The organism is Enhydrobacter aerosaccus (genome assembly GCF_900167455.1).
Classification (GTDB): domain Bacteria; phylum Pseudomonadota; class Alphaproteobacteria; order Reyranellales; family Reyranellaceae; genus Reyranella; species Reyranella aerosaccus.
The window spans coordinates 1,785,093-1,809,802 of sequence record NZ_FUWJ01000001.1; the positions used below are offsets into that span (position 1 = coordinate 1,785,093).

30 protein-coding genes and 1 pseudogene are annotated in these 24,710 nt (G+C 65.1%); 8 read left to right on the forward strand and 23 right to left on the reverse strand.

The features are described from left to right. Positions 1-57: 57 nt before the first annotated feature. A complete protein-coding gene (locus B5D62_RS08535) occupies positions 58-1,017 on the reverse strand; it encodes an AraC family transcriptional regulator (RefSeq protein ID WP_085933316.1) in 960 nt (319 codons plus the stop codon). Between the two features lie 212 nt (positions 1,018-1,229). Between B5D62_RS08535 and B5D62_RS08540 the strand changes: the two genes are divergently transcribed. The 4 genes from B5D62_RS08540 (at position 1,230) to B5D62_RS08555 (ending at position 4,525) form a co-directional block, all read left to right on the forward strand. Further along, positions 1,230-2,003 carry an alpha/beta hydrolase gene (locus B5D62_RS08540; RefSeq protein ID WP_085933317.1) on the forward strand — a complete coding sequence of 258 codons (774 nt, stop codon included), beginning with the start codon at positions 1,230-1,232 and terminating at the stop codon, positions 2,001-2,003. A gap of 74 nt (positions 2,004-2,077) precedes the next feature. After that, positions 2,078-2,572, forward strand: a complete 495-nt coding sequence (locus B5D62_RS08545) for a DUF302 domain-containing protein (protein ID WP_085933318.1) — start codon at positions 2,078-2,080, stop codon at positions 2,570-2,572. A 33-nt stretch (positions 2,573-2,605) separates the two neighbouring features. Further along, positions 2,606-3,133: a hypothetical protein gene (locus B5D62_RS08550; RefSeq protein WP_085933319.1), complete on the forward strand. Its 528-nt coding sequence runs from the start codon at positions 2,606-2,608 to the stop codon at positions 3,131-3,133. Positions 3,134-3,208: 75 nt separating this feature from the next. Further along, positions 3,209-4,525 (forward strand): NtaA/DmoA family FMN-dependent monooxygenase, encoded by a 1,317-nt coding sequence (locus B5D62_RS08555; protein ID WP_085933320.1) that lies wholly within the window; start codon positions 3,209-3,211, stop codon positions 4,523-4,525. A 29-nt stretch (positions 4,526-4,554) separates the two neighbouring features. Here the strand turns inward: B5D62_RS08555 and B5D62_RS08560 are convergent, their stop codons facing one another. Then, entirely contained in the window at positions 4,555-5,439 is an 885-nt protein-coding gene (locus B5D62_RS08560; protein WP_085933321.1) for a LysR substrate-binding domain-containing protein, read from the reverse strand. A 100-nt stretch (positions 5,440-5,539) separates the two neighbouring features. Here B5D62_RS08560 and B5D62_RS08565 point away from each other — a divergent pair, with 100 nt between their 5' ends. Next, positions 5,540-6,241: a glutathione S-transferase family protein gene (locus B5D62_RS08565; RefSeq protein ID WP_085933322.1), complete on the forward strand. Its 702-nt coding sequence runs from the start codon at positions 5,540-5,542 to the stop codon at positions 6,239-6,241. 46 nt (positions 6,242-6,287) lie between these two features. Here the strand turns inward: B5D62_RS08565 and B5D62_RS08570 are convergent, their stop codons facing one another. Continuing rightward, the gene (locus tag B5D62_RS08570) at positions 6,288-7,031 is read right to left on the reverse strand and encodes an SDR family NAD(P)-dependent oxidoreductase (protein WP_085933323.1); all 744 of its coding nucleotides are present in this window, start codon (positions 7,029-7,031) and stop codon (positions 6,288-6,290) included. 106 nt (positions 7,032-7,137) lie between these two features. Here B5D62_RS08570 and B5D62_RS08575 point away from each other — a divergent pair, with 106 nt between their 5' ends. Continuing rightward, on the forward strand, positions 7,138-8,049 hold the full coding sequence (locus B5D62_RS08575; protein ID WP_085933324.1) for an AraC family transcriptional regulator: 912 nt from the start codon (positions 7,138-7,140) through the stop codon (positions 8,047-8,049). A gap of 27 nt (positions 8,050-8,076) precedes the next feature. Here the strand turns inward: B5D62_RS08575 and B5D62_RS08580 are convergent, their stop codons facing one another. Both B5D62_RS08580 and B5D62_RS08585 read right to left on the reverse strand, forming a co-directional pair. After that, positions 8,077-8,511: a nuclear transport factor 2 family protein gene (locus B5D62_RS08580; RefSeq protein ID WP_085933325.1), complete on the reverse strand. Its 435-nt coding sequence runs from the start codon at positions 8,509-8,511 to the stop codon at positions 8,077-8,079. A gap of 149 nt (positions 8,512-8,660) precedes the next feature. Further along, on the reverse strand, positions 8,661-10,184 hold the full coding sequence (locus B5D62_RS08585) for an MFS transporter (protein ID WP_085933326.1): 1,524 nt from the start codon (positions 10,182-10,184) through the stop codon (positions 8,661-8,663). Positions 10,185-10,304: 120 nt separating this feature from the next. On the opposite strand from B5D62_RS08585, the gene B5D62_RS08590 reads away from it, so the two are divergent. Next, positions 10,305-11,162: a LysR family transcriptional regulator gene (locus B5D62_RS08590; RefSeq protein ID WP_085933327.1), complete on the forward strand. Its 858-nt coding sequence runs from the start codon at positions 10,305-10,307 to the stop codon at positions 11,160-11,162. A 35-nt stretch (positions 11,163-11,197) separates the two neighbouring features. Here the strand turns inward: B5D62_RS08590 and B5D62_RS08595 are convergent, their stop codons facing one another. Then, the gene (locus tag B5D62_RS08595) at positions 11,198-11,794 is read right to left on the reverse strand and encodes a TetR/AcrR family transcriptional regulator (protein ID WP_085933328.1); all 597 of its coding nucleotides are present in this window, start codon (positions 11,792-11,794) and stop codon (positions 11,198-11,200) included. A gap of 103 nt (positions 11,795-11,897) precedes the next feature. Between B5D62_RS08595 and B5D62_RS08600 the strand changes: the two genes are divergently transcribed. Continuing rightward, on the forward strand, positions 11,898-13,097 hold the full coding sequence (locus tag B5D62_RS08600) for an MFS transporter (protein WP_085933329.1): 1,200 nt from the start codon (positions 11,898-11,900) through the stop codon (positions 13,095-13,097). Positions 13,098-13,214: 117 nt separating this feature from the next. On the opposite strand, the gene B5D62_RS08605 is transcribed toward B5D62_RS08600, so the two are convergent. The 17 genes and pseudogenes from B5D62_RS08605 to B5D62_RS08685 all read right to left on the reverse strand — a co-directional run bounded on the left by B5D62_RS08605 (position 13,215) and on the right by B5D62_RS08685 (position 24,647). After that, positions 13,215-13,826: a hypothetical protein gene (locus B5D62_RS08605; protein WP_085933330.1), complete on the reverse strand. Its 612-nt coding sequence runs from the start codon at positions 13,824-13,826 to the stop codon at positions 13,215-13,217. A 12-nt stretch (positions 13,827-13,838) separates the two neighbouring features. After that, entirely contained in the window at positions 13,839-16,025 is a 2,187-nt protein-coding gene (locus B5D62_RS08610) for a CDC48 family AAA ATPase (protein WP_218190978.1), read from the reverse strand. 1 nt (position 16,026) lies between these two features. After that, a complete protein-coding gene (locus B5D62_RS08615) occupies positions 16,027-16,311 on the reverse strand; it encodes a gas vesicle protein K (RefSeq protein ID WP_085933331.1) in 285 nt (94 codons plus the stop codon). Beyond that, positions 16,308-17,030: a GvpL/GvpF family gas vesicle protein gene (locus B5D62_RS08620; RefSeq protein ID WP_085933332.1), complete on the reverse strand. Its 723-nt coding sequence runs from the start codon at positions 17,028-17,030 to the stop codon at positions 16,308-16,310. The genes B5D62_RS08615 and B5D62_RS08620 overlap by 4 nt, the downstream gene beginning before the upstream one ends. A gap of 2 nt (positions 17,031-17,032) precedes the next feature. Next, the gene (locus tag B5D62_RS08625; protein ID WP_085933333.1) at positions 17,033-17,257 is read right to left on the reverse strand and encodes a gas vesicle protein; all 225 of its coding nucleotides are present in this window, start codon (positions 17,255-17,257) and stop codon (positions 17,033-17,035) included. Further along, entirely contained in the window at positions 17,235-18,074 is an 840-nt protein-coding gene (locus B5D62_RS08630; RefSeq protein WP_170920837.1) for a GvpL/GvpF family gas vesicle protein, read from the reverse strand. The genes B5D62_RS08625 and B5D62_RS08630 overlap by 23 nt, the downstream gene beginning before the upstream one ends. A gap of 16 nt (positions 18,075-18,090) precedes the next feature. Then, positions 18,091-19,188, reverse strand: coding sequence for a GvpL/GvpF family gas vesicle protein (locus B5D62_RS33640; RefSeq protein ID WP_085933335.1), 1,098 nt, complete (start codon positions 19,186-19,188; stop codon positions 18,091-18,093). Positions 19,189-19,340: 152 nt separating this feature from the next. After that, positions 19,341-19,490: pseudogene (gene gvpJ, locus B5D62_RS34470) on the reverse strand (gas vesicle protein GvpJ); the annotation flags it as partial. Positions 19,491-19,536: 46 nt separating this feature from the next. Continuing rightward, positions 19,537-19,809 carry a hypothetical protein gene (locus B5D62_RS08645; protein WP_085933336.1) on the reverse strand — a complete coding sequence of 91 codons (273 nt, stop codon included), beginning with the start codon at positions 19,807-19,809 and terminating at the stop codon, positions 19,537-19,539. Then, positions 19,806-20,165, reverse strand: a complete 360-nt coding sequence (locus B5D62_RS08650) for a gas vesicle protein GvpO (RefSeq protein ID WP_085933337.1) — start codon at positions 20,163-20,165, stop codon at positions 19,806-19,808. Before B5D62_RS08650 ends, B5D62_RS08645 begins: the two co-directional genes overlap by 4 nt. Next, the gene (locus B5D62_RS08655; RefSeq protein WP_085933338.1) at positions 20,158-20,403 is read right to left on the reverse strand and encodes a gas vesicle protein GvpG; all 246 of its coding nucleotides are present in this window, start codon (positions 20,401-20,403) and stop codon (positions 20,158-20,160) included. The genes B5D62_RS08650 and B5D62_RS08655 overlap by 8 nt, the downstream gene beginning before the upstream one ends. 3 nt (positions 20,404-20,406) lie before the next feature. Next, the gene (locus tag B5D62_RS08660) at positions 20,407-21,240 is read right to left on the reverse strand and encodes a GvpL/GvpF family gas vesicle protein (RefSeq protein WP_085933339.1); all 834 of its coding nucleotides are present in this window, start codon (positions 21,238-21,240) and stop codon (positions 20,407-20,409) included. Beyond that, positions 21,237-21,767 carry an Hsp20/alpha crystallin family protein gene (locus B5D62_RS08665; RefSeq protein ID WP_085933340.1) on the reverse strand — a complete coding sequence of 177 codons (531 nt, stop codon included), beginning with the start codon at positions 21,765-21,767 and terminating at the stop codon, positions 21,237-21,239. Before B5D62_RS08665 ends, B5D62_RS08660 begins: the two co-directional genes overlap by 4 nt. Before the next feature lie 47 nt (positions 21,768-21,814). Then, positions 21,815-22,174, reverse strand: coding sequence for a hypothetical protein (locus B5D62_RS08670; protein ID WP_085933341.1), 360 nt, complete (start codon positions 22,172-22,174; stop codon positions 21,815-21,817). Between the two features lie 39 nt (positions 22,175-22,213). Further along, positions 22,214-23,173 carry a gas vesicle protein GvpN gene (gene gvpN, locus B5D62_RS08675; RefSeq protein ID WP_218190979.1) on the reverse strand — a complete coding sequence of 320 codons (960 nt, stop codon included), beginning with the start codon at positions 23,171-23,173 and terminating at the stop codon, positions 22,214-22,216. A gap of 49 nt (positions 23,174-23,222) precedes the next feature. Next, positions 23,223-23,900, reverse strand: a complete 678-nt coding sequence (locus tag B5D62_RS08680; RefSeq protein ID WP_085933342.1) for a hypothetical protein — start codon at positions 23,898-23,900, stop codon at positions 23,223-23,225. A gap of 228 nt (positions 23,901-24,128) precedes the next feature. Next, positions 24,129-24,647, reverse strand: a complete 519-nt coding sequence (locus tag B5D62_RS08685; RefSeq protein WP_085933343.1) for a hypothetical protein — start codon at positions 24,645-24,647, stop codon at positions 24,129-24,131. Positions 24,648-24,710: the final 63 nt, after the last annotated feature.

Consider the following 24,710-nt stretch of genomic DNA (forward strand, 5'->3'; position numbering starts at 1 on the left):
AGAGACGATCGCGTGACTTCAACCGATCCGCGATGCTGCGCCGCCGGTCGTACAAGCTTAATCGGCGACCTGTGCTTCGGGGAGAGCGCCCTCACCTTCGGCCGCCGCCGAATCGCGCGTTGCCCGATAGCGACCGGGTGACAGGCCGTGGTGTCGACGGAACGCCTTCGAGAAGGCGGCCGTGGTTTCGTAGCCGACCCGTGCTGCAATTCGTGCAATCGCCTCATCGCCTGTCTCGAGCAGGGAGGCCGCCTCCGCCATCCGACGCGCGGTCAGGTAACGGTGCATGGAAAGACCGACCAGCCGGGTGAAGCGATCCGAGAAGGCCGAGCGGCCGAGCCCCACCCGCTGCCCGAGGTCGTCGAGGGTCCAGGGCCGATCCGGTCGTTCGTGGATCAATTGAAGCGCTCGCCCGATATGCGGGTCCGTCATCGCCCCGAGCCACCCACCTTCTCCGGGACGAAGCGACTTGATCCAGCTGCGCAGCACCTCGACGAAGAGCACTTCCGTCAGTCGCGAAAGCGCGACGCCCTGGCCGGGAAGCGCCCGCGCCGATTCGCTGACCATGCGGCGCAGGATCGCTTCGAGCCATTCACCGTCCGTCGGCTTCAGGAGAAGTACCGGCGGAAGCAGTTCCAGCACGCTGCCGCGCGAGGGCCGCGCGACCGTGAACCTGCCGCAGATCATCGTAGCGCAGGGCTCCGCGGTGCCGCCGTGATGGACGACACCGAGATGCGCCGACGAGCGATCGAGGTCCAGGACCGAGAACGGCTCGATCCGACGATCCGAATAGAACAGGTGAGGCTGGCCGCGTGAGACGACGACGAAGTCGCCGGCGGTCATGGGGAGTTCCCGTCCGTCCTCGAACGCCAGCGTCGCCGTGCCCCGACTGAGGTAATGGAACAGGGCATAGGGACGCTGGGGCAGCGCCAGCCCCCAGGGATGTCCGAGCTCGAAGTGGAAGAGCAGCGTCCCGCCGAGGCGAACGCGGTCGAGCACTTCGGCGAGGATGTCCATGGCGAGAGGCTAATGCCGCGGACGGCTGGACACAATTCTTGGACGATCGAGCTCTACCGTCCAGCAACGCGCCACATTAGGTCCTGCCGAGACGCGCCGACGCGTCGGGCGGTCTTCCGTCCAGCACAACCGCAGATGGAAGGGCCACCCTCTCGTCGCAACACCAGCCATTTGCCGACCCGCGTCGTGCGTCATCCCAACAGGAGTCATCAATGCGAAATCTTCTCCTCTCGACCGCCGCTGCCGTCATGGCGGCGGGAGCGGCGTTTGCCACCCACGCCCAATCGACCGGTCTGCCCAAGGGGGCGGCGCACAATATCGTGCTCGTCCATGGCGCCTTCGTCGACCAGACAAGCTGGAAGCCCGTGGCCGACATCCTCACGAAGAAGGGCTACACCGTCACGCTCGTCGAGAATCCGCTGACGTCGCTGGCCGCGGACGTCGAGGCCACCCGGCAGGCGCTGGCGAAGCAGAACGGCAAGACCGTCCTCGTCGGTCATTCCTGGGGTGGCGTGGTCATCACGCAAGCCGGTAACGATCCCAAAGTCTCGGCGCTGGTCTACGTCTCCGCATTCGCACCCGACGTGGGACAATCGCTGGCGGCCCTCGCCAAGAGCGGTCCGCCAACCGAAGGCACCGCTGCGATCCATCCCGACGACAAAGGCAATCTCTACATCGATCCCAAGGTGTTTCCGTCGGCGGTCGCGGCCGACCTTCCCCCCAAGATCGCCGAGTCCCTCGCCAACCATCAGCTTCCGCTGAACCATGTCGCGTTCGAGGCGCCGGTCGATACCGCGGCCTGGCGCGACAAGCCGACGTTCTATGTGATCAGCACCAAGGACAAGGTGCTGGCACCTGCGGCGCAGAAGTTCTTCGCCACCGAGATGAAGGCGCAGACGACAGAAGTCGCCGGCAGCCATGCCTCGCTCGTCGTTCATGCGAACGAAGTCGCCGCGGTGATCGAGAAAGCAGCGCTGGCGGACTGACAGGATCGCTGCCGGCGCATTCGTGCCGGCAGCGACATCCCCTTCAATCCCCGAGCGTTGTTGCGGAGGACGACATGACAATCGCAAAGATCGAGGTGGAGCGTTTCAGCCTCACCAGCCTGAAGCCGTTCGACGTCGTCGTGGCCACGCTGAAATCGGCGATCGGGCAACCCGACATGGTGGCCTTCTTCGAGGCGATGCGGGCCGCCAGTTCCTTCGCGGAGCTGGAGCGTATCGTGCATGGCAGTCTCGGCCGCACCGGTTTCATGCTGTTCGCGGAATTCGACCTGGGCGACGTCGTTCGTCACGACTCCGGACCCGGGACGCCGAACAGCATGCGGTTCCTGGTCGGCAATCCACTCATCATGAAGGAAATGGTCAAGCACGTCCCCGATGCCGGATCGTACGCGCCGGTCACGATCCTCATCGATGAACGCCCCGATGGCGTACACCTCACCTACGACAAGATGGAGAGTTATCTGTTGCCTTACGGCAACTCGGACGCGCTCGCCGTCGCCCGCAACCTCGATGCGAAGATCACGGCTCTGTTGCGCGACTGTGCGGGCTGAACTGCCACGGTTGAGCCTGAAGAGAGTTCCGACATGTACAAGACACTTCTTGCCGCCCTCGCCGCCACGGTCCTTTCGATCGGGTCCGCCGCGACAGCCCCCGCCGCCAGCGAAGAGCCGCTGGATGCCGCGACCCTCGACATCATCAGGTCGCAGTTCGGCAAGCTCATGGAACTGGCCAACAAGCACGACTTCAAGGCCCTGCACGGGATGTTCTGGCAATCGCCCTCGACGCTGCTGGTGGCAAAGAGCGCGATCCCGTCCGAGGGCAACTGGGCCGGCTACTGGGGCAACAAGGCGGTCGATGAAAAGCTGCACGACATCGGCAGCTCCGGGCCGGTCGTGCTCGAACCGGACTATTCGAAATTCAAGGTCGTCGGCCTGACACACGACGTCGCCGAGTCCTACGTGCCGATGACTATCACGGTCTCCTATGCGGGACAGGATGGAACGCCCAAGCCGTTTCTGATGATCATCAACTGGCTTCGCGTCGGAAACGACTGGAAGGTCGCTTCGGAGATCATTCTGCCGGTGCCACCCGCTCCCGCCGCGAAGGGCTAGGCTAGTCATCACGGTCGTTCCCGCCCCGGCACACCCCTTGCTTCCCCTGCTCCCGTTCACAAAGGAGCATGCGCGTTGGCTGGCAAACCGTTTCATCTCGCCTGGTTTCTTCAGGGCTCGAGCGCGCAGGCGTGGGGCGAGCCCTGGACGGGGCATATCGGCTCGACCTGGATGCAGCCCGAGCTGTTCCTCGACATGGCGCGGGCGCTGGAGCGGGCCTGCTTCGATTATGTCCTGCTGGAGGATTCCTCCTATGTCGGCGAGAGCTTCAACGGCTCGACCGACATCTACCTGAAGAACGCCATCGGCGTGCCGCGCCAGGATCCGTCGGTGGTCGCCGCGCTGATGACGCAGGTCACCTCGCGCATCGGCATCGTGCCCACCTTCGGCACCTATGCCTATCATCCCTATCTGCTGTCGCGGCTGGTGGCGACGCTGGACCAGGTGTCGGGCGGCCGCATCGGCTGGAACGCCGTCACCGGCAGTTCCGATTTCGCGGCCATGAATTTCGGGATGCAAGGCATGCCCGAGCATGACCTGCGCTACGACATGGCCGACGAATACATGGCGGTGTGCCGCGGCCTGTGGGGCTCGTGGGAACCCGGCGCGGTGATCGCCGACCGCAAGAGCGGCGTGCTGGTCGATCCGACCCGGGTCCATGCCGTGAACTTCAAGGGCAAATACTACAGCACGCGCGGGCCGCTCAATTCCGGCCCGGCGCCGCAGGGCCAGCCGGTGATCGCCCAGGCCGGCGGCTCCCCGCGCGGGCGCAAGTTCGCCGCCGCCCATGCCGACACCATCGTCGTGCATGTGAAGGGCGTCGAGGCGATGAAGGCCTATCGCGACGACGTGCGCGCCCACATGGTGGCGCACGGCCGCAATCCGGACGACTGCAAGCTGCTGTTCCTCGTCAATCCCATCCTCGGCGAGACGATGGAGGATGCGCAGGAACGCAAGGCGCGGCAGCTCGCCCATGCCCGCATGCATATCGAGGAACGGCTGGCGCATTTCGGCAAGGTGACGAACATCGATTTCGGCCAGTTCGATCTCGACAAGCCCCTGCCCGACCATGTGACGACCAACGGCCACCAGCAGAACCTGGAGCAGTACCGCAAGCTGGCCCAGGGCCGCTCGATCCGCGACACGATGGCGAGCTTCAACACCGTCGACCTGTCGGTACCTCTGTGCGGCACGCCCGACGCGGTCGCGGCGCAGATGGCAGAAACCATGCAGGCGGTCGGCGGCGACGGCTTCCTGTTCTCGATGCCGAACGTCAACCGCCGCACGCTGGCGGAGATCGAGGACGGGCTGGTGCCGGCGCTGCAGGATCGCGGCCTGGTCCGCAGCGCCTACGAGCACAAGCAGTTCCGCGACAACCTGCTGGCCTATTGAGGCCGGCCAGCGGAGATATCGCGCGCCCTTCACGCGCGATCGATTGCACTCAGGAATTCCGCGACGGCCCGGATCGCCGGGAGCTGGTTGCGGCGATGGGTCATCAACATGGTCGTTGTCAGGGTGCCCGCCGTCCATTCCGGGAGAATGCGAACCAGCCGTCTTTCGTCGAGTTCGCGCCTGACCAGTGAATGAGGCATCGGGGCGATGCCCAGTCCCTGTGCCGCGGCGGAGATCAGGCAGTGCGATTCGTTGGCGACGAAGCGGCGGCGCGGGCTGACCTCGACCGCCTGTCCGGCATCATTCGACAGGCGCCAGTGGCGCTGTTCGAGACCGCTCCACAATCCATCGTGGCCGGCAAGGTCCCCGGGTGCGTTCGGAGTTCCTCGCGCTTCCGCATAGCCGGGAGAAGCAACCAGGATCACCGGTCCTCGTCCAAGCGTCCTCGCCACGAGCGTGGAATCGGGTAGCGGGTCGAAGTGACTCCGGATCGCAATGTCGACTTTCTCCTGCGCCAGATCGACGAAGCGATCGCCGATGTCGACCTCCAGCAGCAGGCGAGGATACAGGCGCGAAAGTTGCGGCAACCGCTCCGCGAGGTAGATCTCCGCCGTCGGTTTCGAAGCCGTGATCCGGACGCGACCGGCAGGCTCGGCACGCCGAGCCTCCACGGACGCCCTCACCGCATCGGCTTCGATCACCGCTGCCCGCGCATGCTCGAAGACCTCGCGGCCGAGATCGGTGAGCACGAAGTGCCGGGACGATCGCTCGATGAGGCGCACGCCGAGCTGCTTCTCCAGTTCCGCCACTCTCTTGCTGATGGTCGATTTGGGACAGTTCATCTGTCGCGCCGACGCCGCGAACCCACCCGCTTCCACCGCCTTGACGAAGTAGGACAAGTCATCGAGACGCATAGAGATGTCTCCATTTGTGGACTTAGTGTCTCAGAACCCATGGCTAGGCGACGAAAGTCCACAAAAGCACACTGGTGTCCGCTTCAACAAGGATTGAGAAATGACGCCGGTTCTTTTCGTTGGTCACCCTCTTGGAAGTTCGACAGGTCTCCTCGCGGCCTTTGAATGGGCCGGCGAGCCCTATCGCGTTGTCCGGGTCAAGATGCCGGACGAGATGCTGACGGACGGGTATCGTCGATTGAATGCACGCCGCGAGACTCCGGTGCTGATTCGGGAGACAGGTGAGGTTCTGACACAAACCCTGGCCATCGCGTCCTGGCTCGAACAACGCGACCGGGCGCGCCGGATCGGTTTCGAGCCCGGTACGGCTCGTTGGTATCGCGCCCACGAGCTGATGGCCTTCATCAACACCAACTTCACCGCCGCCTTCGCATCGCTCTGGGTCGCTCTCGAAGTCACGACGCTCACGGAACGGCAGCGGGAGGTGCTGCGGGATTACGGCCTGGCTTCCGTGGCGAGGCGTCATCAACAGCTCGAGGAGATGATGGGAGACTCGCCGTTCCTTGGCGGCGATGCGCCGATGCTGCCCGACGCAATCCTCGCCGGGGTTGCCCGCTGGGGCGAATTCCATGGCGCGGTCGCCCCGGATGCCTACCCGAAGCTGCGTGCCTGGAAGGAGAGGATGGCCAACGATCGCGGATTCCAGACGGCGGTCGCCCTTGAGGAAGGGCGTCCGGACCATGGAAGCCAATCGCTGAAAGCGATGATCCCGCTCGACGATGTGTTGCGCTCTCTGGGTTGAGAGCCCTGCAAAGCCGCGCGGGATCGAAAGCCGTCAGCCTCCGTCGTCAGGCCGCCGCCGCCAGGGCGACGGCATCGGCCCCGGCGGGCAGGCGCATCGGGCAGGCGGGATCGGTCGCCGCCCGCCACACCGCTTCCGACACGTCGCGGGACTCGGTGATCGGGCCCGGGATCTGGAAGCTGGCGAACACGCGCTGCGCCAGCGCCGCATAGGGCTCGGGAAAGCCATCCTTCATCAGCGCGCGGGCGTTGTCGCCGAAGCGCGTCCCCGGCGCGCGGCCCGGCAGCACGATACGCACGCGGACACCGAACGGCTCCAGTTCCAGCGCCAGCACTTCGGAGAAGGCGTTCACCGCCGCCTTGCTGGCGGTGTAGACGGACAGAAGATGCAGCGGCTTCAGCGTCACGGTCGAGGTGACGTTGACGACGACGCCGGCCCGCCGCTCGCGGAACTGCGGCAGCACCGCCTGCGTCACCGCCATGGTGCCGATCGTGTTGGTCTCGAAGATCCCGCGGGCGATCGCCATCGGCGTGCCTTCGAGGGCATTCGCCCAACCGATGCCGGCGTTGTTGACCAGCACGTCGATGGGACCGGCAGCGGCGACGGCGGCGGCGATGCTGTCCGGATCGGTGACATCGAGCGGCAGCACGCGCAGACGCTCGGAGCGCGGCAGCACATCCGCGCGCGGCGTGCGCATGGTGGCGACGACGGTCCAGCCGCGATCGAGGAAGAGGCGCGCGGTCTCGAGACCAAAGCCGGACGAGCATCCGGTGATCAGGACGGTATTCATGGGGGCTTTCCCTTTTCGTCAGGAGTGTCGGGTGGCCTGCATATGGAACGCCGAGCCCGGACTAACTATATGAGAGGGTCTATAATGCGTTTGCAGGAGTCCGGCTTTGATCGATCCGCTGGCCGAGATCGTCACGCTGCTGCAGCCTCGTGCCCCTTTCTCCAAGAGAGTGAGCGCCGCCGGCGCGTGGCGCATCCGGCGCACTGAGGCCGGGCGACCCTTCTATTGCGTGATCGCCGAAGGATCGTGTCGGCTCGAGGCCAGCGGGCATGCACCGCTCACGCTCGAGGCCGGCGACTTCGTCCTCATCCCGTCGGTCCACGCCTTTACCATGTCGAGCCACCAGGCGATGGCGGCGACGGACGCCGATACCGTGCCGGTGGTGGGGCGCGACGGCACATTCCGGCTCGGCACGCCGGAGGGACCGCCCGACGTGCGACTGCTGGTCGGCTACTGCGCCTTCGGCTCGCCGGACGCGACCCTGCTGGTCTCGCTCCTGCCCCGCCTCGTGCTGGTGCACGGCGAGGACCGGCTCGCCACGCTGGTGGGACTGGTCAGCGATGAGGTGCGGGCGATGCGGCCGGCGCGCGAGGTCGTCCTGGCGCGGCTGCTGGAAGTCCTGCTGATCGAGGCGCTGCGTTCGACGGTGGCGACGGCGGCCTCGCCCGGACTCCTGCGCGGCCTGGCCGACGATCGCCTCGCCGCAACCATCCGGCGCCTGCACGAGGCGCCCGCGCGGCCTTGGACCATTGCGCAGCTGGCCCGGGAAGCAGCGCTCTCCCGCTCGGCCTTCTTCGAGCGTTTCCGGCAGGCCGTCGGCGTCGCCCCGATGGAGTATCTGCTGGCCTGGCGCATGGCGCTGGCGAAGAACCTGCTACGGCAGAAGGCCGGCAGCATCGCCGAGGTGGCGCAGCGTGTCGGCTACGGCTCGGCCAGCGCCTTCAGCGTCGCCTTCACCCGGCATGTCGGCGTGCCGCCGTCGCGCTACGCCGACGATGAAACGCTGGCGGCGGCGTGAGGCGCCGCCGCTTTTCCCTGTCGATGCCTAGCGGCCGCGCGCCGTCAGGGCGTTCCAGGCGGCGAGAGAATCCATGTAGTCGCGCCAGTACGCGATCTTGCGGTTCTCGATCGTGACGATGGAGCAGAAGCGGTTGTCGTACTTCGCGCCGGTGGCGAGGACGGTGCCGTGGACCTCGTATTCGAGCACGACGACGCGCCCGCCGTCGGCGACGTGCGTGACCAGCGTATCGACGGCCTGCAGGGCGATGTTGTCGACATAGCCGCGGAAGCTCGCCATCAGCTCGGTGCGGCCGCGCAGGACGCGCGGCCAGCCCGGGAACTCGTAGAGGACCTCGTAGGCGATATCGTCGGCGACGATATCGAAGAAGTGCTCGCCGTCGACGCGGTCGCCCAGCGCCCGGCGGACCAGATCGAAGTAAGGCGCCGCTGGCGCATAGGCTGCATATTTCCGACTCGCCATCGTCGCTTCTCTCCGTGCTTCGCTGGGCCGCCTGCCCAAAGGCGGACCAGAGATATGTCGGAAGCTCGGCGCGAGGAAGAGCGCGTGTCGTCACGCGGATTTGTCCGGGCTGGCGGCACGACCGGGACGAGCGACGAGGTGGCTGGTCGTCATCCCTCGCAGGAAACGACAGCGGTCTTGCGGCCCTTCCCGAAGGTGAAGGCGCTCAACGTCGCCAGGCCCCAGATGAAAAGAGTCGCGTACAGCATCACCCAGACGTAGCCCCGGGTCAGCGCCGCGTGAGCGACGGCGTCGGCGGCGCCCGCCGACATGCTTCCTTCCTTGAGCACGAGATTGCCGGCGGCGATCCTTTGCGCGAGGGCGGCCAGCGTCTGGGCATCCACGGCTCCTCCAAGCCCGTCTCGCAGCGACGCCGACACGCCACCGACCAGGACGAACCCCATGAGCGCGATGTTCAGCGCCAGCGAGATCATGCGCGCGCTCATGTCGATTCCGGAGGCCATGCCGCTGCGGGCGCTCGGCACCGATCCCGTGGTGGTGTTCGTGACCGGCGTATTGATGGCGCCGAGGCCGATGCCCGCGATGACCGCGCCAACCAATGTCGCCAACCACGCGGGCTGCCCGGTGTGAGCCGCCGCGGCCATGATGAGGAAGCCGAGCCCGATGGTGAACATGCCGCCAGGAATGACGAGCCCGGCGCCGTAGCGCAGCGCCAGCCGCTCGGCGACGGGCGGAACGACGAGGGTCGGAAGCGTATAGGCGAGCAGCGCCGCGCTCGCGGACAGGCCCTCGAGCCCGAGCCCGGCCTGGAACCAGATCGGCAGGTAGATCATGAACGGCCAGAAGCTGAAGTTCATGCCCATCGAGCCATACAGGGCGCCGGTGAAGCGTCGTATCCTGAAGACGGAGAAGTCGATCATCGGCTGCCGGACGCTACGCTCGATCGCGACGAAGGCGGTCAGCGAGGCCGCCGCCAGGGCGACGACCGCGATCGCGGGCCGGCTCGTGAAGCCCAGTTCCGCCCCCTGCGTGATGTAGAAGACGAGGCAGAAGACCGCGATGGAGATCGTGGCGATGCCCGCAATGTCGAGCGCCTGGGCATCGGGATCCCGCGACTCCTGGACGCCGCGCACGGCGAGGCCGAGCGTCACAATCGCGATGAAGACGTGTATCAGGAAGACCCAGGCCCATCCCAGCGTTGCCGCAATGCCCCCGCCGACGAGCGGCCCGAAGCCGAGACCGACTCCGGTGACGATGCCCCACCATCCAAAAGCCTTCGCGCGCGCCTTCGGCTCCCGGAACGCGTCGGAGAGGATGGCAAACTGGCAGGTCAGCATGGCACCGCCGCTCGCGCCCTGGAGAGTCCGCGCGGCAATGAGAACCGTCATGCTCGGCGCCACGCCGCACAGCAGCGACGAGATGCCGAAGGCCATGATCGACGTGACGAAGATGCGCTTGCGGCCGAAGCGGTCGGCCAGCGTTCCCGCCATCACCAGCACTGTCGCGACCGCCATCGTATAGGCGTTCATCGTCCACTGAAGCTGCTGGAAGTCCGCCCGGAGCACCGCTTCCAGCGTCGGAAGTATGGCCGGCACGCTCGAAATCTCGAGGCCGAACATCAGGGCTGAGAGGCAAGCGGCGGCAAGCGCGCGCGCGTGCGAGTTCGCGGGCATGAGCGGACCTTCGATTGTGGTTTCGAGCGGAGAGCGTCGACGCCGGAGAGGTAGCGGTGGCTCGATAATAAATAAATGATATGATTGGATATTTCAGAGACAACAATTCGGTATGGACAGATGACCGCGCTGGATGTCGAAGCCGTGCACGCCTTCGTGGCGATCGCGGATATGAAGAGCTTCACGCGCGCCGCCGAGGCGCTGGGCACCACCCAGGGCGCGATCAGCGTCAAGCTGAAGCGCCTGGAAGACAGGATCGGCGCCAGGCTGATCGAGCGGACGCCGCGCCAGGTCAGACTCTCCGCGCAAGGAGCGGTGTTTCTCGATCGCGCCCGCGACTTCCTCGCTGCACACGAGGCCGCCGTCGCCGCTCTCTCCGCTGCTCCGCGCCGCTTCGTGGTGGGCATCGCCGCGCACGTGGCCGGGCCGGAATTGCCTCCGCTACTGGCTCAGCTTCACGCCCACGACCCGGGCCTCAGGATCGAGGTGCGCCTCGATAACTCGCGCAGCCTCCTCGACGCCTTCGAGCGTGGCGAGATCGATGCGGCCATCGTCCGGCGCGAGGACGACCGGCGGGACGGCGAGGTTCTGGCACCCGAGCATTTCGGCTGGTTCGGCGCGCCGAGCTTCGAGCATCGGCAGGGCGAGCCGCTGCGCCTGGCAGCGCTGTCGCCGTCATGCGGCGTGCGCGACATCGCTACGCAAGCTCTCGATGCGGCCGGGATCCCCTGGACGGAAGTGTTCCTGGGCGGCGGCTCCTCCGCTGTGACGGCGGCGGTGTCGGCCGGCCTCGCGATCGCGGTGTTCTCCGAGCGCGTTGCGCCGCCAGGCACGATCGAGGTCGGCGACCGTCTGGGCTTGCCCCGCCTCGCCTCCTCCGAGATCGTCCTCCACTCGACATTGACCGACGCGAAGTCGCGCGCCGCGCTCAGAACCATCGCCGCAGTCTACCGCGAGCACCGCGCGCCTGCGCCGTGATGGCGCACAAGCTGGGGGAGACGAGACGCCCTACTTCACGGACAGCCTGGTAAAGCTCGAAGCGCCGGCTCGATCAGGGCTCTTAACGCTTTCCTCGTCGCGCCATCGCGCGCCTGGAACGAGATCGCCTGCATGATGCCATGATAGAAAGTCGCGAGCCGACCGACCTCGGTATCGGCGGGCAGTTCCCCTTCGCGCACGCCACGTTCCAGGCGTGCCTTGATGAGAGAGAGCGTCTTCTTGCGCGCCCGAAGCAGATGATCACGGGCAGGCCGATTCTCGGGGAGGCAGTTCACGGCCCCGACAATCAGAAGACAGCCACCCGGCTTCGATGACGTGGCGACGTCGACGCTGCCCTCCAACATGGCGCGAAGGCCTTGACGAACGGTCGTCGCGTCCTCCAGCGCCCGCATCGGCCGGGCACCGACGGTTTCGATATAGAGGTCGACGGCCTCCCGAAAGGCCGCCTCCTTCGATCCGAAGGCGGCATAGAAGCTCGGAGGCGTCACGCCGATCACGGCAGTCAAGTCGTTGAGCTGAGCGCCTTCATAGCCCTTCGACCAGAACACTTCCATCACCCGCTCCAGCGCAAGATCTCTATCGAAGCTGCGCGGTCGGCCACGGCTAGCCATTCGGCCCCTTTCTATAGTCTAATTTATATAATTCCCTTGACCACCTTTCGGCAAGTCCGATAGCTATTTCTGTAATTGTTACTACATAATTGAGCTGAAGCCAATGAATGCGACCTGTACGGGGACTCCAACCGGCGAGGGCGAGGATTCTCCGGCACCCATTGCCATACCCTCGGCTGTCCTCCTTCTGGCAGCGACGATTTTCGGTGTAACCACTTCGGAATTCATGGTCGCGGGAATGATGCCCTCCCTGTCGTCGGCGTTCGATGTCCCCGTTGGCGAAATCGGCTATCTGATCTCCTTGTTCGCGCTCGGAATGACAGTCGGCGGGCCGCTGATCACGGCACTTCTTCTGCACCTGCGCGTACCGAACAAGCAGGCGTTGCTCTGGCTACTCGGCCTATTCTTCGTGGGAAGCGTGGTCGCAGCCTTGGCGCGAGGCTACGGCACCATGGCCGTCGCCCGGGTCGTGCAAGGCATCTCCAGCGCGGCCTGCTTCGGCGTCGCCATGACGATCTGTGCCGAACTCGTAGTGCCGGCCCAGCGCGGACGCGCGGCTTCCTATGTTCTCGCGGGGCTGATGCTGTCCCCCGTTCTGGGGGTGCCTGCCGTGACGTTGATCGACCAGATGGTCGGATGGCAGGCGAGCTTCTGGAGCGTCGCGCTACTCGCCGCCCTCTGCATCGTGGTGGTCGCTTTCGGCGTGCCGGCATCAAAGCACGCCATGGCCGTCGATCTGGCAGCCGGCCTCGCGGCGCTTTTGAGCGTCCGTCTGTGGGCCGCCTATACGACGAGCGGCCTGATCATCGGCGCAACATTCTCTGCCTTCAGCTATTTCTCACCGATCTTCACCGAGATCGGCGGCCTGCCACCAAGGATGATCCCGGTCCTGCTAGCTGCTTATGGTATCGCCAACGTCGTGGGCAACCTCGCCATCGGGCGATTTGCGGACCGCTTCACCATTCCGGTTCTCGTCGTCGGCCTGACGATTCTTACCATCGCCCTGGTAGTGCTTGCGCTGTTTGCCGCCGTTCCCACGATCAGCATCGCGGCGTTTATCGTCGTCGGGCTGGTCGGCGTGTCGATGAACCCTGCCATGGTCGCGCGCGTGATGCGAACGGCCTCTCCGGGTCCTTTGGTGAATAGTGTTCACGCATCAATGATCACGGCCGGCCTGGCCCTGGCGACCTGGGCCGGTGGCGCGGCGATCGATGCCGGCCATGGCCTTTCTTCACCGCTGTGGATTGGTGTCGTGCTCGGGCTTCTGGGCTTGCTCAGTCTGGCGCCGCCGGGCTTGCGATGACGACGGTCATTGCGCCGAGATTGACGAATCTGTCGATTGGGTCGGGGAGCCTTTGGGAGAAGTGGTCCAATATTGTCCATGGCCGAAGTAGTATCGGCACCGCATTCTCGGAGGTGATCAAGTAGCCGCCGCGTTACGCAGAAGGTCCGTCAGGGACAGGACTTCGATGCTCTCCGGCAGCATTGCCGTTGCGTTGTGCATCGCTCCCAGGAAGAGAAGGCCCGTCTCTCCCTCCTGCAGCGTCTTGTCGATGCGCGCCGCGATGAAGCGATCCCGTCGATCGAGCAGGTCGCGCAGGACCATCGACTTTTCGGCGTCATCTGCGGAAGCTGCCTCACCGCCGCTCGGCCCCAGCGACGAGTTCATGATCAGCTCGTACTCCTTGCGAAGCAGATCCGGATCTTCCGTTCCCTCTATCCGCGCGCCGCGGCCGGCAAGCTTCTGGAGAATCCTGTAGTTCGCGCCGCCCTGTTCTGCGAGATCTCGAACGATCCTCTCCTCCTGGCCGCAGACGGGAAGACCGTCCTGATAGATCCTGAGCCTGGCATAATCGACAGGGAGGTGATCCATCACCTGCTCGAGCGCCTTCCAGAACTGCGCCAGCGCTTCGCGGCTCGCGCGCCAGGCTTGCTCGCCCCCCTTGTCGATATAGGCCTGGCGCACGCGATCCTGGATGGGGCCGAGGTCCGTCTGGCTATGGACGATGGGAACATGAACGATACGTCTCAACGGGTGCTCCCATTAGAACCCCGACGTTATCACGCGCCCACCGGCGGTGCCATGAAGGGCGGCCTCGAAGTGGCGTCGCCCAATGACGAGGTCCTCTCCCTTTCCGACTGCCCCCGAGGGTCCGGCCAGATACTCCCGGATCGCCGCCAGGCTGGCATTGCGGCATGCGAGCTCGATATCGGCGCCGCTCTGACCGTTGCTCGGCGCCCCCGCCAATGCCGCAAGATCGACGTCGTCGGCCAGCGGCCGCGCGCGCGTATGGACCTTCAGGATTTCGAGACGGGCGATCGCGTCCGGCAACGGCAGCTTGATCAGGAAGTCGAACCGACCGGCCCGCAGCAAGGCCGGATCGACCAGATCCTTCCGGTTGGTGGCGGCCAGCACGACGACCCCGCGAAGCTCCTGGACGCCGTCCATCTCCGTCAGCAGCTGGGCAATGGTCCGGTCGGTCACCGATGTCGCCTCGCTGCCGCCCCGCCGTGGCGCAATGCTGTCGATCTCGTCCAGGAAGACGATGCAGGGCGAAGCAAGCTTTGCCTTGTGGAACAGATCCCTGACGGCCCGCTCCGTCTCTCCCACCCATCGGCTCATCAGCGCCGGCCCCTTGACCGAGATGAAGTTCGCGCCGCTTTCGGTCGCAACCGCCTTGGCGAGAAGCGTCTTGCCGACACCCGGCGGTCCATAGAGCAGGATTCCCTTGGGCGGAACGATCGCCGCCTTCTTAAACAGGTCGGGATGCAGCGCAGGCCACTCGATCGATTCCTTCAGGATGCGCTTGGCTTCCTCGAGACCGCCGACATCGGCCCATTTGACGTCGGCAACTTCGGTGAATACCTCCCGGATCGCCGATGGCTCGACGAGCGTCAGCGCTTCATCGAAATCCTCGACGCCGACCGTCAGCTTCTGCAGAACCTCGACCGGTATCTGGTCCTGGCTCAGGTCGAAGGTCGGAAACATCCGACGCAGCCGCGCCATCGCCGCCTCGCGACACAGCGATTGCAGGTCCGCGCCGACGAAGCCGTGCGTGACCTGAGCGAGGCGATCGAGACTTACATCCTCCGCCAAGGGCATGCCGCGCGTATGGACCTGCAGGATCTGTAGCCGTCCCGGCTTGTCGGGGACGCCAATGGTGATCTCGCGGTCGAATCGTCCCGGGCGACGCAGCGCCGGATCGATCGCGTCCGGAAGATTGGTAGCGCCGATGACGATCACCTGGCCCCTGCTCTGGAGCCCATCCATCAGCGTCAGCAACTGCGACACGACCCGACGTTCGACCTGCTGCTCGCTGCCCAGCCCGGTGCGCTTGGGCGCGATCGCATCGATCTCGTCGAGAAAGATGATGCTGGGTCCCTTGGCGGCCTGCTCGAAGACCTTCCTCAGATGGGCTTCGCTCTCGCCATAGAACTTGTGCATGATCTCCGGCCCGCTCAGGCCGAAGAACTTGGCGTCGGTCTCGTTTGCGACCGCGCGGGCGATCAGGGTCTTGCCGCAACCCGGCGGCCCTTGCAGCAGCACCCCCTTCGGCGGATCGATGCCCATCTGCTCGAATATCTCGGGATGCCGCAGCGGCAGTTCGATCATCTCGCGGATCGACGAGAGCTCGCGTTGCAGCCCGCCGATATCCTCGTAGGCGATGCGCTCCCGCGCCTGGCTGGCCTGCTGCTGGCTGACATCGATGGACGTGGTCGAGCTGATGACGACCGGTCCCGCCGGCACCGTCTTCAGAACGGTAAAGTCCCGCGTGCGCGTGCCCATGAGCGTGGCGCGGACCCGGTCCCCTTCCGTGATCACCAGCCCTTCGAGGAGCTTGGCGACATAGTCCTTGCGCGTTCCCGCCCGCGGCAGTTCCGCCGGGGCCAGCTTGACCCGGGCGGCCACTGCATATCGCGTCGTCTCCAGGCGAATCCTGTCGCCCAGGCTGACCTTGGCATTGTCGCGGGTCAGCCCGTCGATCTGGACGATCCCTTTGCCCCGATCCATGGGGAAAGCGGGCATCGCCTTCGCGGCGGTTTCCCGATCGCCGATGAGGCGGACCACATCTCCCGGATTGATCCCGAGGGCCGCCATGTCCGCCGGATCGACTCGGACCAGACCGCGGCCGACGTCCCTGGCGAGCGCCTCCGCGACTTTCCGGGAAAGTTCCTCAGGAGGCTTCGTCGCGCCGGGTGTGGACATTACGTCGTCGGATATATCCGCCATGTCAGACATCCCTTGCCAATTCGCCCAGCGAGCCGAGCTTGAGCGTCAGTTCCTCGTCGCCGAACCCGAAATGCGCCTTGAGCTCGCTCATCTTCTCTTCCAGCCGCAGAAGCGCGAGACCGAGTCGCTCGACCTCGTCGTCATTCAAGACGCCACTGTCGACGCGGCGGATCGCCTGGCGCTCGACGAGCTGCCGCAGGGTCTCCACGAGTGCCAGCACAAGCTTGACCAGATCATCGCCGGCCTTGTCGGGATCGACCGTCTTCGCTTCCAGCAACTTCGTCATGGCAACCCCACGCCGAACAAGGAAGGCGCGACAAACGAATAAGGGGTCCACGGTCCGGTCCAGGACAACCCGATCGCGGGATGATCGGACTGGAAGCGTTCGAGCGCGGCCTGGAGCGTCGCCAGTTGGTCGCGGCCGAGCAGGCAGGATACGGACACTGCGTGATCGCCCTCCGGCGCAACCGAACAGACGAGATCCTCCGCGCCGACATCGATATAGGCCGACAACATCTTCCCGACGCGCTCGGCCCGCGCTTCCCGGCCCATCTCGGCGGCATGGTGTCGGCGGCGAGCACGCAGATAGGCCGTGCCTCGACCTCCGCCGATCGCGTCGACCGTCGGCGTCTCAGAGGGAACAGGATGCGCCTCGTGCTCTCGCTCGTCGACGATGCGGAGCGCGATCTCGACCTTGCCGCGCACACGCCCAAGGCCCCTTACCAGATCGTCGGACGCCTCCATGAGCCGGTCCGTCAGTGTCTCGCGGTCGCGGCAGATCGTCCCGAACCGCAGCGGCAGCACGGCATGATCCTGCATGAGCTGCCGGAGCACTTGCTCATGCCGCCACACACCCTGCGGCGTTGTTTCGATGCCGCCTTGCGCAAGCTTGCTCGCCGCCGCGGCAAGGCAGCCGGCAGGAACCGCAAAGACGTCACTGTTCAGCAACCCCGCACCGCGAAGGACCTCGAAGGCGTTGTCCGCGATGCCGTAGACGTAAAGCATCGTCAGCTCTCCCCGCGTGCGATCGGCATGCTGCCCTTCCGCGGCGAGGAGCGGTACTTCTCCATGGTCGAACAGGAGGCAACGAGAACCCTCAGCCCGACATAGACCAGTTCCACACCCGCCAGGGAGATCGTCGCGTCGCCCCACAGGACCACGCCCTTGTTCAGCGCCCGGTCGAGGAGATCGGCCAGGGCCAGTTCGCCGTCATGCGCCGTCTGGACAGGCATCTCCCCCTCCTTCCAGCTGACCGTCGACGAAGCTGAAGGGCGGCCACGGGCCGGTGACCTCGTAGTGCAGGCCGAGATCCGAACGGCTTTGGACCACCACCTCGAGGCGTGACAGGAAGCGCTCCTCGCCCGATCGCGGCACGAGGAAGGCGCCGTTCCAGACCATGTCCTCACCGCGTCCATGGACAGCCGCTGGTTGGAGTTTCAGCGGCGCACTGGCCCGTGCCAGCTCGCAAAGAGCCTGCCGACTCACGTCGACTTCGTGTGCCACGGCGCGATCGGTTTCCTCCGTGCGCAGACGCTCCAGGCGACGACGCAGGAAGAACGCTCGTCCCTCCGCCAGCCCGGACAGTTCCTTTTCCGCCGCCTGCACGACCGCCGACGTCGCGCTCAGCTGCCGAGCGGCGACGGCGCGATCGCAGAATATCTTCACGCCCCATTCGCGCGCGCCATCGATGCGGCCAAGCGCATCCATGAGTCCGCAGCGATTCTTCTCCAGCGCGTCGGTCACGCCTCGATCGTCCTGAAACAGCGCGCCGAAGCGCATGGGCAGTACGGTCTGCGCGTCGATTGCCTGCTGGAGCACGCGGTGATGTTCCAGGACCAGGGCCGTGGCCCGATCTGGATCCTTGAGCTGCTCCTCGAACGGGATGCCGGCCTTCGACAGATCCACGGCACTCGCGATCGCTGCCAGGCCATACCCTGCTATGGCTCGAAGCGCGCCACCATCGAGGCCTGCAACCGGCGGCACAGGCGCAGGCCCGCCATCGGCCGCATCGCGGACGATGCCATAGATGTAGATGCGATGCCCTTCCATGGACAGTGCCGCCTCTCTATCTCGCGCCGTCGAAGGCGCTCTCCTGCCGCCGGACGAAGACGTGAATCGACGTGGCATTGGTCGTCTCCGCTAGCCCGCCCCGCGCATTCGCGGATTGCTCCCCGTCTCCGCGCCTGAAAGTCGCGTTCGCGACGAGAAGTTGATAGGCCTCCGTCAGTGCGGCCATCCGTGCGCCGTCATCGGCGCCGGCACCGGCAAGATCGGGATGAAGGCTCCTGGCCAGACGGCGATAGGCAGCTCGCACCTCGTCAGAAGTCGCACTCTGTTCCACATCCAGCAGGCGACGAGCTTGGACCAACGTCGCGGGATCGACTGCCTGAATCTCCACGGTCGCGAAGCTGTAGGGAGCGGACGGTCCGACGCACCGGAACATCAACCGGCCATCATAGGCGGCATCGAGCGCCTCCAGATGCTGGTAAAAGGCCTGCACGCCATCCGCTCGGGTCAGCAACACCAGGTGCAAGACAACCTGATCCGCCGTCGGCGGATAGGCAATGACATCTTCCGCCGCGGATCGCAGCTGCTCGAGAAGCGACGAGGCGAGCGTCGCACGGCGGCCGTCGAGCACGCTTTTCACCAGCTTTCCGAGTTCGGCCCGCGCGGCCTGGTCGTCGGCGGCGCCTTCCCGCTCCAGCTTGCGCTTCAAGGACGCGATGGCCTCGTCCCGCGCCAGTTCGGGAAGCACTTTCTTGAGATCCCAGCTGACGAGAAGTTCCATCTGCACGCATGCGCCTAGACGATCGAAAGCCGCCTGGAACGCCGCTTTCCCTTTCTCGAGAATGACGCGCACGCTTCCTTCGTCTGGAGCCAGCGTTCCGAACTTCACGGGCAGCAAAGGGCTTGCGCGCATGATCTGTTCGATCGTGCGCTGGTGCGACAGAAGGCGCGGCGCCAGTTGTTCGCGGGTCTGTCCCGGTTCACCGACATCCACGCCGTCGCCGATGACAGCGGCAAATGGACCCGCAGAAATGGCGTCCAGACGGCTGCCGGGTGACATCGAGCCGAACTTCTCCGCAACTCCCGGGCATGCCGGGACGATGGCATAGACGTAGATTGGCGGGGTGGACCCCAAGCTTCCGTCCTGAAGGCTCATAGCGGCTGCTCCTTGGTCGCCTGTCCCGCCAATAGCCCCTCGATACGCTCCAGCCGCTGCTGAAGTAGCTCGGTCTGCTCCGACGACGCCTTGGTTTGCGAGGTCAGGTATGGATCCGCCTCCCACCAGTTGATTCCCATCTCGATCGCCTTGTCGACCGATGCCACCAGGAGGCGCAGCCTGATATTGAGCAGTTCGACACCGACAAGCGAGATCGTGACATCGCCGGCGATGACAATGCCTTTGTCGAGAATTCGATCGAGGATATCCGCAAGGGACGAGCCCTGGATCGAATGCTCCATGCGTCCGTTCGTGACCGCCATGCTCCGACTCCGCTGACAGTATTCGTTAACCCAGTGCCGCCGCCGTCTCGATCAGGGTTGCGGTCTTGCGACGCAACGTCGAGATCCCTCGGCAGAGGCGGCAATTCTCGTTGCCGGGATCGTAGGCATCACACTCCAGCAGCCTCGACACCTGCTCCAGGAGCTGGTTCGCCAGTTCCCTCTTGTCGCTCGACGGTGCCCGATTGATCGCCATCGACAGCCGACGGATCTCTTCTTCGACGGCGTCGAAGATGTCGATCGGGCACGCGATGCGTGGCGGAGCATCGTCGATCGTCATTGATCCTGTCCGACCTGGTCCCGGAAATACCGGCTGCCCCGGTGATAGGTGACGATGTCGCCGGTCTCGTCGAGGATGACCTCATAGCTGGCGAGGACATCCGTTGCCGACGGGATGCGACGCAGTTCGACGACGGTGACGGAAAGCCGCCAGCCGTCGTCCGTCCGCTCGAAAGCGGACACGCTGTCGACCTTGTAGCCCGTCAGATGCTGCAGCTCGTCGCGGGCTCGCGCGATGATCGCGACCGCGGTCGAAAAGGCCTGGCGCTTGCGCGTGCGCACAGGCGGCGGTTCCTTGCTTTCCAGCGCCTCCGGGCGAGGGCTGGATGGCGTAGCGATATCGGTACGTTCAGTCATTCTCGACCTCTTGGAGTTCCTTCAATTTCTGCAACAACACGGCCTCTCGGGCGTCGTATTCCTCGACGTCGATCGCACCGAGATCGAGCTCCAGCTCGAGTTCGCTCAGAGCGCCGGTGATCTTGTTCCGATCCCAGCGCTCCGCGTTCGCTTCTTCTTCGATCTTGCGGGCGATCCAAAGAACGCCCCCGACCGGAGCGCTGACGGGAAGCGTCAGCAGGCGAGCCAGCATGCCCATGTGTCACCTCTCCCAATTGATCGCGATGTTGACAAAATTGTACGGCGGCACCGGTCCGACATACTTGAACATCAGCCGCTCGCTGAATTCCTGATCGAGCTGCCTGATCGCCTCGTCCAACGCCGGAACATCCCCACGTTCGACGAGAAAGGCGGCATTGAGGACCATGCGATCGCTGATGATCTTGTTGGTCCTGATATCGCGCATGAAGGGCCGCAGCCGCGACAGGATCAGCTCCTCGTCGCGTGCCCGGATGGCCGTCAATGCCTTCTCGACTTCCTCGCCCAGCTGGATGCGCTGATAGTAGCTTTCCTCCAGCGAGCGCCCCTGCAGCGCGTCGCGCAGCTTGCGGACGCGCGCATTCTCACGGACGATTTCGCCGAAGGCGACGCCCTCGTGCCAGAATGCCTTGAGGCCGAACTCCGAACGCCCGCGCATTTTCTCGAGCATGGCCGACAGTTCGCCATAACGCGGCACCAGGAGTTGCCGCTCGACCGACTCGGCGCTGGAAGCGACAGTGCCAAAGCGCAATGGCAGAAGATCGAACTCCTTCATCACCTCTTCGAGGACCACCGTGTGCGCCATCATGTTCCGGCGGCTTCGTTCGTAGTCGATCGTCGGCGAGTCGCTGACGACGGCGGCCATTTGCCGGTGGTTGATGGTGTGCACCTTGTCGCCGCGTTCGCCAATGCCGCGGTTCTTGAACTCCCGTGGCTCGTCGCAGGCGATGATGGCGTAGACGTACTTTCCCTCGGCGAGATCCTGAGGCCTGGCCTTGCGGTCCTCGACTGACTTCGCCGCCGTCCGTCCGGCGATATATGCTTCCGGCGGGTTCATGGCCGAGCCTTCTTTCGCATCCGCAGCTCCAGCACGCCGTTGTTGTACTTTCTCTGGAGAGTTGCGGGATCGATCTCCGCCGGCAGGGTAATCTCCTTGGCGTAACGGCGCTCGCCTTTGGACTCGACCGTCAGCTGATCGCCGAGGACCTCGACGGTGATCTCCGCTTCAGTGACGCCGGGCAGTTCTGCGGTCACTGCCACTTCGTCGGCCTCGTCGAACACGTCCACCAACGGCTCGCGAACCTCGTCAACGACGAACCCCTCCCGGCTGGGATGGACGTTGCCGAAGCGCTCGACCTGGGCACCGCTCTCTCCGCCGAGCCCCGTCCGGATGCTGAAGCCGTAGACCCCGCGCGCCTTGTCACCGAGTCCCTTGACGCGAAACTCTCCTTGCCGGCTGTGCACGGCACCGACTTCCACGAGCTTTCCCAGCAGGTCGACCGCTTCGCCGAGCTGGCGGAAAAGACCGCCGACTTCGATCTCCGGCCCGTCGTCCTTGCCGCCCGTCTTGCCCCTCTTCGTCATCGCGCTCTCCTCTCTAAGACTCGACCGATTCCAACGGCTGCGTCCGACTAGTATTCGAGCTGCATGGTGCGGTTCGCGATCAAGGCGCCGCCGGGTGCATCGAGAGAAGGCGGCGCGCGGCGTGGACCGCGTCCCTTCCGGAGCACGGCGCGCCTGGCTGGCTTTTCGTTGAGCAGAGGCCGCAAGGAGTCGAGTTCGTTGCGGATCTTGTCCAACTTCGTCGCGGCCATCTGCCGGCAGTTCTCCCAGATGGCGATCTCGCGCTCCAACCGGGCACGCTCGTTCTCCAGCCGGGCGAAGCGATTGGCCACCTGCTGGCGGTCGCGCGGCTTTGCGCCCCGAACGAGTGTCTGCAGCGTCACCGCCTTGCGCAGACTGCTCGTGGCCGGCTTTCTGTCCTTCCTCATCCCATCCTCCATTCGCGCCGCATGCACTCCGGCAACGCGCTAGACCTCTCCGACACTGGTAAACGAGCGAGCAGGACAATGATGCTCGATCAGGCTGAGCAGCATTTTCTGCTGCTGTGCGCGCTTGTTGTCGCCCTTCCCGCCCGGCAGTGATTTTCCGCCCAGGATATCCATGCAGATCTGCACGAACTGCTGATCTTCGATGGTCGGAGCGAGCCGCTCCTGGCTCATCATGCGGCAGATCATGATGCTGGTTCGCAGCGTCGGTGTCTGATCGTACTCACCGGTTTCCCGGAACTCGCGCACCATATCGACGATCGGCGCCACCTGTGTCGGCGGAAGGCCGGACCGCGCGGCGGCGATGGCCAGTTCGAGTTCGCGATCGGCATGTCCCATATCGATCGTGACGATCCGGTCGCCCAGCGCGTCCTGCGCATCGTGGACGCCCGCGTATTCCTGCGGATTGCTGGTGAAGATCACCCGGAAATTCGGGTGCACCTTTATATAAGGCTCGTTCTGGTTCTGCGCCGGCAGGACCAACAGGCCTTCTTCGAGGACGCTCAGCAGGACGTTGTTGGCTTCGGGCCGAGAGCGCGTGAACTCGTCATAGATCAGCGTGTAGCCTTCGCGGCAGGCGGTCGTCAGGCGATGATCTGCCCAGCGCTTGTCGGCCGTTTCCTCCGTCTTGGTCACGGTATGGATGAAGCGATCGACGACCCGCCGGAAGTGATAGCCGTGCTGCGTTCCCACCAGGGTCGAGGTCAGCATCTCCTCGTCACCGGTGATCATCACCATCGGCCTGCCGAGCAAAGCGGCGAGATGGAGCGCGAGCGTCGTCTTGCCCGTGCCCGCCGGACCGCGGAAATGAACCGAGAAGCCGGCATTCAAATAGCCGAGCGCCCGCCTGGCCGTTGCCTCGACGCTCTGCGTGCGAACGAAGTCCGCACGCGGTCTCGGCTCGATCGTCGTCACGACTCCGATTTCTTCCGCCTGATCCATGCTCATCTCGTCAGCCCCCTCACTTGCGTCGACATCCGCGAAAAAGCCTTCATGCATCGGCCGTTCGAAGCTGCGACTCGAATTGACGCGCTCGGTACCAGTGCTGCCGCTCCTTGGCGAAAAGCGTGGGATCGCGTTCCCAAGCCCGAAACTGCTCGTAGACCTCTGCCAGGTGAGGACTTGCGCGGCGCCAATCCTCGGCGTCCAGCGGCTTGCCCCGACACCAGCCGGGTTCTCTCGATTCCAGGCCCCCGATGGGGAAGACGGCGCGCGCAAAGGGGTCGCGACCGCCGATTGCCTCGCCGCTTACGAGATAGGCGACCCGATTCCCGAATGTCGCGGCGCGCTCGCTGGTCAGGCCGAGCCGATTTCCGGCCACGACGGCCATGCTCTCGAGGAGATAAGCGAAGGCCTCCAACGCCTGCGGCGTGACATGAACCCCGTCCTCCAGGTCGCGCCTTACGAGAAGCGCGTCGGCATAGGCGAGCGACGGCAGCGAGCCGAATTTCGCCGACCTGAACAGTCCAAATCCGAAGTCGGCCTCGGCGAAGTCGCCGATTTCCTCGACCTCCTCCAGCCCGATCCTCAAAAGAGCCCAGACTTTCTCGAAAACTGACATCACACCCCGGAGATCCGGTTCGAGCACGATCTCGAGGGCAAAGCCGTCGCGGAGATGCAGGCGGCATGGGATGCCCTCGAGGACGGCGAGCTCGACCGGTAGCGTCATCTCGACGCTGCCGCTCCGACGCCCTGCCGATCGAATTCTGCGCTCTCCCAAATACATGCCGACCTCGTCTTTCAATCGCTTCCGCTCGTTGATGCTTCGTCGATGTCTTGCCGCTGTCAGATCTCGTCCCATTTTTTCTAGCAGGACGACCCGCCGCACTTGTTGGGCGGCGGGCACCTCATCCGGTGTCCCGCCCGCCTCGTCGATCAGCTGGCCGTTACCGCCGGCCTACCGCGTTCCTTTGCCGACATGCGTTCCCCAGGCATCGCCGGCGCCCGCGCGATCCTGCCGCAACGCATCGACGAACTTGCTGGCACCCGCCCGCAGAGAGCCAACGCGGCGGCGAATTTCCTTCACGTGCGTCTGACGGGCACTCCGCTCCCGGCTCGCCATGCTTCGCCGCGCTGCCGCCAGTCGGGCAGCTTCCGCGCTGACCGTGTCGCGGACGTGATCGGCATAGGCTGTCAGCTTGGGCCACAGTTCACCGGCCGCTGCCTCGCGTTCCGTCTTGAAACGCTCGATCATTTCTTCCGCGGCGCCACGCATGAAGGCCGTGCGTCCGAAGATGTCCCGCAGGCTGCTTTTCACGGCCGCCTGATGGGTTGCCATCGCCTGCTCGCGGGCTGCCTCGTTGCTCTCGGTCTCCCGCTTCAGGTCCGCCTTGATCTTCGCCAGGGCTGCGGCCCGATCTCGTTGCGCCACTTCGATCTGCGCTGTTACGCGCGCCATCTCGCTCGTCAAAGACATGGTCTCGTCTCCTCTTCAGCTGGGGAACCTGAGGGCCGCGCCCGATGTCGGTGCTCGGGAAGG

Excerpts from the sequence above, each read along its gene's own strand:
- B5D62_RS08655 (WP_085933338.1), bottom strand. The coding sequence starts at position 20,403 with ATGGGCATGCTGGCTCGCCTGCTGACGCTTCCCGTCAGCGCTCCGGTC.
- B5D62_RS08625 (WP_085933333.1), bottom strand. The coding sequence starts at position 17,257 with ATGCCTGTCCAGACGGCGCATGACGGCGAACTGGCCCTGGCCGATCTC.
- B5D62_RS08560 (WP_085933321.1), bottom strand. The coding sequence starts at position 5,439 with ATGCGTCTCGATGACTTGTCCTACTTCGTCAAGGCGGTGGAAGCGGGT.
- B5D62_RS08570 (WP_085933323.1), bottom strand. The coding sequence starts at position 7,031 with ATGAATACCGTCCTGATCACCGGATGCTCGTCCGGCTTTGGTCTCGAG.
- B5D62_RS08645 (WP_085933336.1), bottom strand. The coding sequence starts at position 19,809 with ATGACGATCGACGATGCTCCGCCACGCATCGCGTGCCCGATCGACATC.
- B5D62_RS08620 (WP_085933332.1), bottom strand. The coding sequence starts at position 17,030 with ATGCTTTACGTCTACGGCATCGCGGACAACGCCTTCGAGGTCCTTCGC.
- B5D62_RS08680 (WP_085933342.1), bottom strand. The coding sequence starts at position 23,900 with ATGACGCTACCGGTCGAGCTCGCCGTCCTCGAGGGCATCCCATGCCGC.
- B5D62_RS08535 (WP_085933316.1), bottom strand. The coding sequence starts at position 1,017 with ATGGACATCCTCGCCGAAGTGCTCGACCGCGTTCGCCTCGGCGGGACG.
- B5D62_RS08610 (WP_218190978.1), bottom strand. The coding sequence starts at position 16,025 with ATGGCGGATATATCCGACGACGTAATGTCCACACCCGGCGCGACGAAG.
- B5D62_RS33640 (WP_085933335.1), bottom strand. The coding sequence starts at position 19,188 with ATGAGCCTTCAGGACGGAAGCTTGGGGTCCACCCCGCCAATCTACGTC.
- B5D62_RS08600 (WP_085933329.1), top strand. The coding sequence starts at position 11,898 with ATGAATGCGACCTGTACGGGGACTCCAACCGGCGAGGGCGAGGATTCT.
- B5D62_RS08550 (WP_085933319.1), top strand. The coding sequence starts at position 2,606 with ATGTACAAGACACTTCTTGCCGCCCTCGCCGCCACGGTCCTTTCGATC.
- B5D62_RS08650 (WP_085933337.1), bottom strand. The coding sequence starts at position 20,165 with ATGACTGAACGTACCGATATCGCTACGCCATCCAGCCCTCGCCCGGAG.
- B5D62_RS08595 (WP_085933328.1), bottom strand. The coding sequence starts at position 11,794 with ATGGCTAGCCGTGGCCGACCGCGCAGCTTCGATAGAGATCTTGCGCTG.
- B5D62_RS08545 (WP_085933318.1), top strand. The coding sequence starts at position 2,078 with ATGACAATCGCAAAGATCGAGGTGGAGCGTTTCAGCCTCACCAGCCTG.
- gvpN (WP_218190979.1), bottom strand. The coding sequence starts at position 23,173 with ATGGATCAGGCGGAAGAAATCGGAGTCGTGACGACGATCGAGCCGAGA.
- B5D62_RS08670 (WP_085933341.1), bottom strand. The coding sequence starts at position 22,174 with ATGAGGAAGGACAGAAAGCCGGCCACGAGCAGTCTGCGCAAGGCGGTG.
- B5D62_RS08580 (WP_085933325.1), bottom strand. The coding sequence starts at position 8,511 with ATGGCGAGTCGGAAATATGCAGCCTATGCGCCAGCGGCGCCTTACTTC.
- B5D62_RS08590 (WP_085933327.1), top strand. The coding sequence starts at position 10,305 with ATGACCGCGCTGGATGTCGAAGCCGTGCACGCCTTCGTGGCGATCGCG.
- B5D62_RS08585 (WP_085933326.1), bottom strand. The coding sequence starts at position 10,184 with ATGCCCGCGAACTCGCACGCGCGCGCGCTTGCCGCCGCTTGCCTCTCA.
- B5D62_RS08630 (WP_170920837.1), bottom strand. The coding sequence starts at position 18,074 with ATGGAAGGGCATCGCATCTACATCTATGGCATCGTCCGCGATGCGGCC.
- B5D62_RS08615 (WP_085933331.1), bottom strand. The coding sequence starts at position 16,311 with ATGACGAAGTTGCTGGAAGCGAAGACGGTCGATCCCGACAAGGCCGGC.
- B5D62_RS08660 (WP_085933339.1), bottom strand. The coding sequence starts at position 21,240 with ATGAACCCGCCGGAAGCATATATCGCCGGACGGACGGCGGCGAAGTCA.
- B5D62_RS08540 (WP_085933317.1), top strand. The coding sequence starts at position 1,230 with ATGCGAAATCTTCTCCTCTCGACCGCCGCTGCCGTCATGGCGGCGGGA.
- B5D62_RS08685 (WP_085933343.1), bottom strand. The coding sequence starts at position 24,647 with ATGTCTTTGACGAGCGAGATGGCGCGCGTAACAGCGCAGATCGAAGTG.
- B5D62_RS08565 (WP_085933322.1), top strand. The coding sequence starts at position 5,540 with ATGACGCCGGTTCTTTTCGTTGGTCACCCTCTTGGAAGTTCGACAGGT.
- B5D62_RS08665 (WP_085933340.1), bottom strand. The coding sequence starts at position 21,767 with ATGACGAAGAGGGGCAAGACGGGCGGCAAGGACGACGGGCCGGAGATC.